Source organism: Inquilinus sp. NPDC058860, from assembly GCF_042743185.1.
Classification (GTDB): Bacteria; Pseudomonadota; Alphaproteobacteria; order DSM-16000; family Inquilinaceae; genus Inquilinus.
In genome coordinates, this window is record NZ_JBHYMS010000049.1 from 51,318 (window position 1) to 59,456 (window position 8,139).

General features: G+C 71.2%; 11 protein-coding genes. 8 read left to right on the plus strand and 3 right to left on the minus strand.

The genetic code is table 11. The annotated features are described in order from the left end of the window. Positions 1 to 5: 5 nt before the first annotated feature. The 5 genes from ACFW16_RS27075 to ACFW16_RS27095 all read left to right on the plus strand — a co-directional run bounded on the left by ACFW16_RS27075 (position 6) and on the right by ACFW16_RS27095 (position 3,731). Positions 6 to 905: a 2-hydroxy-3-oxopropionate reductase gene (locus tag ACFW16_RS27075; RefSeq protein WP_380310969.1), complete on the plus strand. Its 900-nt coding sequence runs from the start codon at positions 6 to 8 to the stop codon at positions 903 to 905. A 176-nt stretch (positions 906 to 1,081) separates the two neighbouring features. Then, positions 1,082 to 2,419 (plus strand): 8-oxoguanine deaminase, encoded by a 1,338-nt coding sequence (locus tag ACFW16_RS27080; RefSeq protein WP_380310971.1) that lies wholly within the window; start codon positions 1,082 to 1,084, stop codon positions 2,417 to 2,419. Positions 2,420 to 2,496: 77 nt separating this feature from the next. Beyond that, positions 2,497 to 2,847: an ArsR/SmtB family transcription factor gene (locus tag ACFW16_RS27085; protein ID WP_380310973.1), complete on the plus strand. Its 351-nt coding sequence runs from the start codon at positions 2,497 to 2,499 to the stop codon at positions 2,845 to 2,847. Continuing rightward, positions 2,831 to 3,298, plus strand: a complete 468-nt coding sequence (locus ACFW16_RS27090; protein ID WP_380310974.1) for an SRPBCC domain-containing protein — start codon at positions 2,831 to 2,833, stop codon at positions 3,296 to 3,298. The genes ACFW16_RS27085 and ACFW16_RS27090 overlap by 17 nt, the downstream gene beginning before the upstream one ends. A 19-nt stretch (positions 3,299 to 3,317) precedes the next feature. After that, positions 3,318 to 3,731, plus strand: coding sequence for a GFA family protein (locus tag ACFW16_RS27095; RefSeq protein WP_380310976.1), 414 nt, complete (start codon positions 3,318 to 3,320; stop codon positions 3,729 to 3,731). A 28-nt stretch (positions 3,732 to 3,759) separates the two neighbouring features. Here ACFW16_RS27095 and ACFW16_RS27100 read toward each other — a convergent pair whose 3' ends face one another. The 3 genes from ACFW16_RS27100 to ACFW16_RS27110 form a co-directional block, all read right to left on the minus strand. Next, positions 3,760 to 3,927: a hypothetical protein gene (locus ACFW16_RS27100; protein WP_380310978.1), complete on the minus strand. Its 168-nt coding sequence runs from the start codon at positions 3,925 to 3,927 to the stop codon at positions 3,760 to 3,762. A gap of 169 nt (positions 3,928 to 4,096) precedes the next feature. Further along, positions 4,097 to 4,309, minus strand: a complete 213-nt coding sequence (locus tag ACFW16_RS27105) for a hypothetical protein (RefSeq protein ID WP_380310980.1) — start codon at positions 4,307 to 4,309, stop codon at positions 4,097 to 4,099. Between the two features lie 224 nt (positions 4,310 to 4,533). Further along, positions 4,534 to 4,893 (minus strand): hypothetical protein, encoded by a 360-nt coding sequence (locus tag ACFW16_RS27110; protein WP_380310982.1) that lies wholly within the window; start codon positions 4,891 to 4,893, stop codon positions 4,534 to 4,536. A gap of 199 nt (positions 4,894 to 5,092) precedes the next feature. On the opposite strand from ACFW16_RS27110, the gene ACFW16_RS27115 reads away from it, so the two are divergent. From ACFW16_RS27115 to ACFW16_RS27125, 3 genes are all read left to right on the plus strand, one after another. Then, positions 5,093 to 6,352 (plus strand): sarcosine oxidase subunit beta family protein, encoded by a 1,260-nt coding sequence (locus ACFW16_RS27115; RefSeq protein WP_380310984.1) that lies wholly within the window; start codon positions 5,093 to 5,095, stop codon positions 6,350 to 6,352. An 11-nt stretch (positions 6,353 to 6,363) separates the two neighbouring features. After that, the gene (locus ACFW16_RS27120) at positions 6,364 to 6,639 is read left to right on the plus strand and encodes a sarcosine oxidase subunit delta (protein WP_380310986.1); all 276 of its coding nucleotides are present in this window, start codon (positions 6,364 to 6,366) and stop codon (positions 6,637 to 6,639) included. Beyond that, a partial coding sequence (locus ACFW16_RS27125; RefSeq protein WP_380310988.1) for a 2Fe-2S iron-sulfur cluster-binding protein occupies positions 6,636 to 8,139 on the plus strand: 1,504 nt, incomplete at its 3' end. The genes ACFW16_RS27120 and ACFW16_RS27125, both read left to right, overlap by 4 nt.

The window sequence follows — 8,139 nt, forward strand, 5'->3', positions numbered from 1 at the left end:
TCGTCATGAACGTCGCCTTCATCGGCCTCGGCATCATGGGCCGGCCCATGGCCGGCCACCTGATCGCCGCCGGGCACAGCCTGTTCCTCCACGACATCACCGGCGTGCCGGAGGGGCTGGCCGGCACCGCCGTGTCCTCCGTCGCCGAGGCGGCGCGCCGGGCCGACATCGTCATCACCATGGTGCCCGACACGCCGCATGTGGAGGCGGCGCTGTTCGGCCCCGGCGGCGTCGCCGAGGGGCTGTCGCCCGGCAAGGTCGTGGTCGATATGAGCTCGATTTCGCCGATCGCCACCAAGGGCTTCGCCGAGAAGGTCAACGCGCTGGGCTGCGACTATCTCGACGCCCCGGTCTCGGGCGGCGAGGTCGGGGCCAAGGCCGCCAGCCTGACGATCATGGTCGGCGGGCCGCAGGCCGCCTTCGACCGGGTGCGCCCGCTGTTCGAGGCGATGGGCAAGAATGTCACCCTGGTCGGCGGCAATGGCGACGGCCAGACCACCAAGGTCGCCAACCAGATCATCGTCGCCCTGACCATCGAGGCGGTGGCCGAGGCCCTGCTGTTCGCGGCCAAGGCCGGCGCCGACCCGGCCCGGGTGCGGCAGGCGCTGATGGGCGGCTTCGCCGCCTCGCGCATCCTCGAGGTGCATGGCGAGCGCATGATCCAGCGCAACTTCGCCCCCGGCTTCCGCATCGCCCTGCACCAGAAGGACCTGGCCCTGGCGCTGGACGGCGCCAAGGCGCTGAGCGTGCCGCTGCCGAACACCGCGGCGACGCAGCAGCTGCTGCACGCCGCCATCGCCCAGGGCGGCGCCGCCTGGGACCATTCCGCCATCCTCAAGGTGCTGGAGCGCCAGGCCGGTTTCGAGATCGCCGGCCCGGCGGACGCACGGCAGGACGCGGCGTAGTTCGTAGGTTGGGTTCGCGACCGCGAACCCAACATCCCGCGGCCTGAGCCAGTGTTGGGTTCGCCGGAGCGAACCCAACCTACGCCCTCCACTTGAAGCAGTTTCAAAACCATCCCACCCCTCCCGTCCCCGCCACCCGGTGCTACGCTCCGGACGAACGGGACGGGAGGCGCGCGATGCGGCTGTGGATCAAGGACCCGCTGGCAATCCTGGCGGAGGGCGCCGAACGCGGCGTGGTGGTCGAGGACGGCCGGATCACCGAGCTGGTGCCGGCGGGGCGGGAGCCGGCGGCGCCGGCCGACAGCGTGTTCGACGCCGGCGCCCATGTCGTCCTGCCCGGGCTGATCAACACCCACCATCATTTCTACCAGACCCTGACCCGCGCTTTGCCGGCGGCTCTGGACCGCGAGCTGTTCCCCTGGCTGCAGGCGCTGTACCCGGTCTGGGCCCGGCTGGACCCGGAGGCGCTGCGCAGCGCCGTCACCGTGGCGATGGCGGAGCTGCTGCTGGCCGGCTGCACCACCACCTCGGACCACCACTACGTCTTCCCGGACGGGCTGGAGCACGCCATCGACATCGAGGTCGAGGTGGCGCGCTCGCTCGGCCTGCGCGCCGTGCTGACCCGCGGCTCGATGAACCTGTCGGTGCGCGACGGCGGCCTGCCGCCGGACAGCGTGGTGCAGGACGAGGACACGATCCTGGCCGACAGCGAGCGGCTGATCGCGGCGCATCACCAGGCGGGCGACGGCGCCATGGTGCAGATCGCGCTGGCCCCCTGCTCGCCCTTCTCGGTCACCGGATCGCTGATGCGGCGGACCGCGGAGCTGGCCGAGCGGCACGACGTGCGGCTGCACACCCATCTGGCCGAGACCGAGGACGAAAACCGCTTCTGCGTCGAAAAATTCGGCTGCCGGCCGCTGGACTATCTGGAGGAATGCGGCTGGCTGGGCCCCCGCACCTGGCTGGCCCACGGCATCCATTTCAACGAGCCCGAGATCGGCCGGCTGGCCCGGGCCGGCACGGCGGTGACGCATTGCCCCTGCTCGAACCAGGTGCTGGCCTCGGGCCATTGCCCGGTGCACGGCATGGAGCAGGCGGGCATGAGCATCGGCCTCGGCGTCGACGGCTCGGCCTCCAATGACGGCTCGAACCTGATGCAGGAGGTGCGCGCCGCCTTCCTGCTGCAGCGGCACCATTACGGCGTGACCGCGATCAGCCACCGCGACGCGCTGCGCTGGGCCACCGCCGGTTCCGCCGCCTGCCTCGGCCGGCCGGATCTGGGCGTGATCGCGCCGGGCAAGCAGGCCGATCTCGCCCTGTTCGCGCTGGACGAGCTGCGCTTCGCCGGCCATGGCGACCCGCTGGCCGCCCTGGTGCTGTGCGGCGCGCACCGGGCGGATTTCGTCATGATCGGCGGCACCTGGCGGGTGCGGAACGGAACGATCCCCGGCCTGGACCTGCCCCGGCTGATCCGCGGGCACCAGGCCCTGGCCGCCCGGCTTCAGGCCGGCTGAGCGCAGCGACCGGCTTGACACTGCAAGAGCAATGGCCGTATTGAACCACTCGGTTGTTTAACCATTCGGTTCGATACATGCCGGCGGATCCCCTTAGCCTCACCCTGGCCGCCCTCGCCGATCCCACCCGACGGGCCATCCTGGCGCGGCTGGCCCAGGGCGAGGCCTCGGTGACCGAGCTCGGCGCCCCCTTCGCCATGAGCCTCACCGCCGTGTCCAAGCACCTGAAGGTGCTGGAACGGGCGGGGCTGGTGGCGCGCGGCCGCTCGGCGCAATGGCGCCCCTGCCGGCTGCAGGCCGGGCCGCTGAAGGACATTGCGGACTGGGTCGAACGCTATCGCCCGTTCTGGGACGCCGGCTTCGACCGGCTGGAGGACTATCTGCGCCGCCTGCAGGACAAGGAGCCCGACGATGACCGGACGCAATGACAGCCCCGGCAGCGCCCCGGAGACGGGCCCGGAACTGGTCATCACCCGACTGTTCGACGCGCCGCGCAGCCTCGTCTTCAAGGCCTGGACAGAGCCGGAGCACCTGGTGCGCTGGCTCGGGCCGAAGGATTTCGCCGCCTCCGCGGTTCGGCTCGACGTCCGGCCGGGCGGTACCTGGAGCGCCGTCATCACCTCGCCCGAGGGCAGGAGCCACGGCATGGCGGGCGTCTATCGCGAGGTGGCGCCGCCGGAGCGGCTGGTCTTCACCTTCGCCTGGGACGAGGAAGAGGCGGAGCGGATGCTGATCGCCCTCACCTTCTTGGAGCGCGGCGGCAGGACCGAGATGACCTTCCGGCAGACGGGCTTCCGCTCGGCCGAGAGCCGCGACAGCCATCGCGAGGGCTGGAACGAATGCTTCGACAAGCTGCCGGGCTTTTTGGCGCAGGCCTGAACAATCGGGAGGGAACGCGATGAAACGCACCTATCGCGGCAGCTGCCATTGCGGCGCCGTGCGCTTCGAATGCGAGGCCGACCTGGGGGCCGGCACCAGCCGCTGCAACTGCTCGATCTGCGGCAAGGGCCGGTTCTGGAAGGCGATCGTCAGGGCGCCCGACTTCCGCCTGGTGCAGGGCGAGGAGGCGTTGTCGGACTACCAGTTCGCCGGCGCCGCCGGCGGCACGATTCACCACCTGTTCTGCCGCCGCTGCGGCGTCAAGCCGTTCGGGCGAGGCCACATGGAGGCGCTGGGCGGCACCTTCTACGCCATCAACATCGCCTGCCTGGACGATGTGACGCCCGAGGAACTGGCCGGGATGCCGGTCCGGTACGAGGACGGCCGCGCCGACCAGTGGGACAGGGCGCCGGCGGAGACGCGCCACCTGTGAGGCCGCGCGGCTTCGCCGGCATCGACCATCAGTAGGACGGCGTCACCACGGTGGTACGCGGCGGCGGCGTCACCACGGTGGATGGTGCCGGCTGGGTCACCACGGTGGTCGGCTTCTCCGGCGGCGTGTTGTTGACCGTGCAGGCGGCCAGGAGCGGCAGCCCGATCACGGCGGCGGCAAGGGTCATGGAGCGCATGTCCAATCCTCCCATTCCGTGAAGCGGCGTGTCTCGACACCGCGCTCAGACAGCAACGGGGCGATTCGCAGCCCCGTTCCCGAAAGCGCGGCACGGCGGCACGGCGGCCCGGGAAGCGGGCGTCGACGCCCAGGCGGCCGAAGCCGCAGGCCGCCGTGCCGGATCGTCCTCAGTAGGCCGGCGTCACCACAGTCGTGCGCGGCGGGGTGACATAGGTCGTGCTCGGCGTGGTCACCACGGTCGGCGCCGGCTGGGCCACCACTGCAGCCGGGGCCGGCTGCGTCACGACGGTGGTCGGCCGGTCCGGGGTGGTGTTCACCGTGCAGGCGGCCGCCAGCAGCGACAGGCCTGCCAGGGCGAAAGCCGTGGAAATGGAACGCATCTCACGTCCTCCAGTCTGTGAAGCGACCCGGATCGAGGCCGCAACGGAGACGCAACGGCAGGTTCCGGAGATGCGTTCCCCTCGCCCACAATTACATGACGAACGTGGTGATCTTTCTGCCAGCCAGCCCCGTGACGCATCAGGCAACGGGCGGCGCAACCGCGGCCGGCCGGCCGCGGCCCGATGAGAGGGAGGGTCGGACGCGGGCAGCGCCCGGCCGGGGCTCACCAGCGCCGGTAACGGCCGCGATAGCCCCAGCCGTCATGGCGCCAGCGACGGCGGCGCCAGCCGTCGTCGTAGTCATTGTCCGCGGCCGCGGCGATGGCGAGGCCGCCCAGCGCCAGGGCGCCCACGGCCAGCGCCGTGTTGGTGTCCTGCTGTCGCCGTTCGATCTGCGCCTGGGTGGACAACTGGCCCAGCGCGTTGCAGGCATAGGGGTCGCCGTAGGAGCAGCGCTGCGACGCATAGTTCAGCTGCATCTCCGACGGGGTCGGGCCGCAGGCCACCAGCAGCGCCAGGGCGCCGATCCCGCCGATACGCCACACGCTGGACTTCAGACCATCGATCGCGATGCCGGCCATCATGTCGTCTCCTGCCGATCTCCCGATCGGCCGGAAGCGACGGTGACTCCGAATCACGCCAAAATTGTGGTGGCCACCATTTTTCGCCCATGCCCCAGCCGGCCCCTCGCCCGAACATCCCTCTTCCCACCAACATACAGTGATGTACTGTACTGGAGCATCGGGAGATGCCGGGCAAACCCGGCGCAGACGGGGCGGGCGGATGCAGCGGTACTCCTTCCTGTCGCTGGCGCGGAAGGCGCTGGGCGGCCATCGCGGCTGGGAGCCGGCGTGGCGCAAGGCGACGCCGAAGACCCACTACGACGTCGTCATCGTCGGCGGCGGCGGGCACGGGCTGGCCACCGCTTATTACCTGGCCCGCAACCACGGCATCACCAATGTCGCGCTGGTCGAGCGCGGCTGGATCGGCGGCGGCAATGTCGGCCGCAACACCACGGTGGTGCGCTCGAACTACCTGCTGCCGGACAACCAGCATTTCTACGAATGGTCGCTGAAGCTGTGGCACGGGCTCAGCGAGGAGCTGAACTACAACGTCATGTTCTCGGCCCGCGGCTCGATGTTCCTGGCGACCTCGCTGGGCGGGGCCATGGCGCTGCGCCGCCGCGGCAACGGCATGCGCCTGGCCGGGATCGATGCCGACTGGCTGGAGCCGGACGACCTGCGCCGGATCGCCCCGAACCTGGACTATTCGGACAACGCGTTGTTCCCGCTCTACGGCGCGCTGATCCAGCGCCGCGGCGGCACCGCCCGGCACGACGCCGTGGCCTGGGGCTTCGCCCGCGCCGCCAGCGATCTCGGCGTCGACATCATCGAGGATTGCGAGGTGCTGGATTTCCAGCACGAGGGCGAGCGCGTCACCGGGGTGCTGACGGCCAAGGGCCCGATCGGCGCCGACCGGGTCTGCCTCGCCACCGCCGGCTCCGCCTCGATCCTGGCCGGCAAGGTCGGGCTGAAGCTGCCGATCGAGAGCCACCTGCTGCAGGCCTTCGTCAGCGAGGGGCTGAAGCCGGTGGTCAATTCCGTGCTGTCCTGGGGCGGCAGCGGCCATTTCTACATCAGCCAGTCCGACAAGGGCGGCCTGGTCTTCGGCGGCGACCTGGACGGCTACAACTCCTACGCCCAGCGCGGCAACCTGCCGGTGGTGGAGGACATCGCCACCGCCGCCATCGCGCTGATGCCGAACTTGTCGCGAACCCGCATCCTGCGGCACTGGGCCGGGGTGATGGACATGTCGATGGACGGCAGCCCGATCATCGGCCTGGCGCCGATCGACGGGCTCTACCTCAACATGGGCTGGTGCTATGGCGGCTTCAAAGCCATCCCCGGCTCCGGCTGGGTCTGCGCCCACACGATTGCCCATGGCGCGCCGCACGAGCTGAACCGGCCCTTCGCGCTCGACCGGTTCGAGCGCGGCCGGATCATCGACGAGAACGGCGTCGGGCCGGTCGCGAACCGGCACTGAGGAGCAGACCTATGCGAATCCCCTGCCCCTGGTGCGGCCCGCGCGACCTGTCCGAGTTCTTCTATGGCGGCGACGCCGAGACGCCCCGCCCGCCGCATGAGGAGACGGCGGCGGCGCCCTGGTTCGACCATGTCTACCGCCACGACAACCCGCGCGGCACGCACCGGGAGTACTGGCAGCACAATTACGGCTGCCGGTCCTGGATCCTGGTCACGCGCGACACGCTGACCCATGAGATCACCGCTGCCGAGCCGCTGCGGCGCCCTGCCTCGGAGACCGGCCGATGACCTCGCATCGCCTGGCCCAGGGCGGGCTGATCGACCGGTCGGCGCGGCTCGGCTTCAGCTTCGACGGGCAGCACCATGAGGGCCATCCCGGCGACACGCTGGCCTCGGCCCTGCTGGCCAACGGAATCCGGCTGGTCGGCCGCAGCTTCAAGTATCACCGGCCGCGCGGCATCCTGTCCGCCGGGTCGGAGGAGCCGAACGCGCTGGTCGAGCTGCGGACCGGCGGCCGGCACGAGCCCAACACCCGCGCCACCATGGTCGAGCTTTATGATGGCCTCGTAGCGCGGAGCCAGAACCGCTGGCCGTCCCTGAGCTTCGACTCGCTGGGCGTGGTCAACAGCGTGCTGTCGCCTGTGTTCCCGGCCGGCTTCTACTACAAGACCTTCATGTGGCCGGCCTCATTCTGGGAGCCGGTCTATGAGCGGATCATCCGCCGCGCTGCCGGCCTCGGCACCGCGGCGATGGAGACCGACCCCGACCGCTACGAGCGCCGCCACGCCTTCTGCGACGTGCTGGTGGTGGGCGGCGGCCCGGCGGGGCTGAGCGCCGCCCTGGTCGCGGCCGAGGCCGGCGCCCGGGTCATCCTGTGCGACGAGAACGACCGCTTCGGCGGCGCCCTGCTGGGCGAAGGCGAACTGGTCGAAGGCCGCCCGGTGACGGAGTGGGTGGCGGAGCGGCTGGCGGCGCTGCAGGGCTTCGGCGACCGGGTGACGCTGGTGCCGCGGGGCACCGCCTTCGGCCTCTACGACCACGGCACGGTCGGGCTGGTCGAGCGCGTCGCCGATCATCTGGCCGAGCCGCCGCCGCACCTGCCGCGCCAACGCTTCTGGACCATCCGCGCCGCGGCGATCGTGGTCGCGGCGGGCGCGATCGAGCAGCCGCTGGTGTTCCCCAACAACGACCGGCCCGGCGTGATGCTGGCTGGCGCGGCGCATCGCTACGCCCATCGCTTCGCCGTCGCCCCGGGCAAGCGGATGCTGGTGGCCGGGATCGACGACGGCGCGGCCCGCACCGCCCTGGCGCTGAAGCGGCACGGGGTCGAGGTCGTGGGGCTGGCCGACAGCCGCACCGCCCTGCCCGGCCCGTTGGGCGAGGAACTCCGCGCCGCCGGGATCGCGGTCCATGCCGGGTCGACCGTTCGCGGCGCCAAGGGCCGGCTGGGCGTCGAAGGCGCCCGCATCGGCCGTGTGGACGGCAAGGCGGTCGCGATCGACTGCGACGCCATCGCCATGTCGGGCGGCTGGATGCCGACCACGCATCTCCTGAGCCAGCGCGGCATCCGCCCGAAGCTCGACCGGACCCGCGGCGGCTTCGTGCTGCCGGACCTCGACGGCCCGCTGCTGGCCGCCGGCGCCTGCGCCGGCCGAGCCTCGACCGAGGCCGCGATCGCTGATGGACTGGCCGTGGGGTTGCAAGCCAGCCGCTTCGCCAAAAGCCATGGCGCCAATCCAAAAAGAGTCCCCCCTCCCCTCGCGGGAGGGGGCAAGGGGGAGGGGGTTG

What these genes read in the sequence shown, in the direction of transcription:
- ACFW16_RS27120 (WP_380310986.1), top strand. Translation starts at nt 6,364, where the DNA reads ATGCGAATCCCCTGCCCCTGGTGCGGCCCGCGCGACCTGTCCGAGTTC.
- ACFW16_RS27105 (WP_380310980.1), bottom strand. Translation starts at nt 4,309, where the DNA reads ATGCGTTCCATTTCCACGGCTTTCGCCCTGGCAGGCCTGTCGCTGCTG.
- ACFW16_RS27090 (WP_380310974.1), top strand. Translation starts at nt 2,831, where the DNA reads ATGACCGGACGCAATGACAGCCCCGGCAGCGCCCCGGAGACGGGCCCG.
- ACFW16_RS27115 (WP_380310984.1), top strand. Translation starts at nt 5,093, where the DNA reads ATGCAGCGGTACTCCTTCCTGTCGCTGGCGCGGAAGGCGCTGGGCGGC.
- ACFW16_RS27085 (WP_380310973.1), top strand. Translation starts at nt 2,497, where the DNA reads ATGCCGGCGGATCCCCTTAGCCTCACCCTGGCCGCCCTCGCCGATCCC.
- ACFW16_RS27080 (WP_380310971.1), top strand. Translation starts at nt 1,082, where the DNA reads ATGCGGCTGTGGATCAAGGACCCGCTGGCAATCCTGGCGGAGGGCGCC.
- ACFW16_RS27100 (WP_380310978.1), bottom strand. Translation starts at nt 3,927, where the DNA reads ATGCGCTCCATGACCCTTGCCGCCGCCGTGATCGGGCTGCCGCTCCTG.
- ACFW16_RS27110 (WP_380310982.1), bottom strand. Translation starts at nt 4,893, where the DNA reads ATGATGGCCGGCATCGCGATCGATGGTCTGAAGTCCAGCGTGTGGCGT.
- ACFW16_RS27095 (WP_380310976.1), top strand. Translation starts at nt 3,318, where the DNA reads ATGAAACGCACCTATCGCGGCAGCTGCCATTGCGGCGCCGTGCGCTTC.
- ACFW16_RS27075 (WP_380310969.1), top strand. Translation starts at nt 6, where the DNA reads ATGAACGTCGCCTTCATCGGCCTCGGCATCATGGGCCGGCCCATGGCC.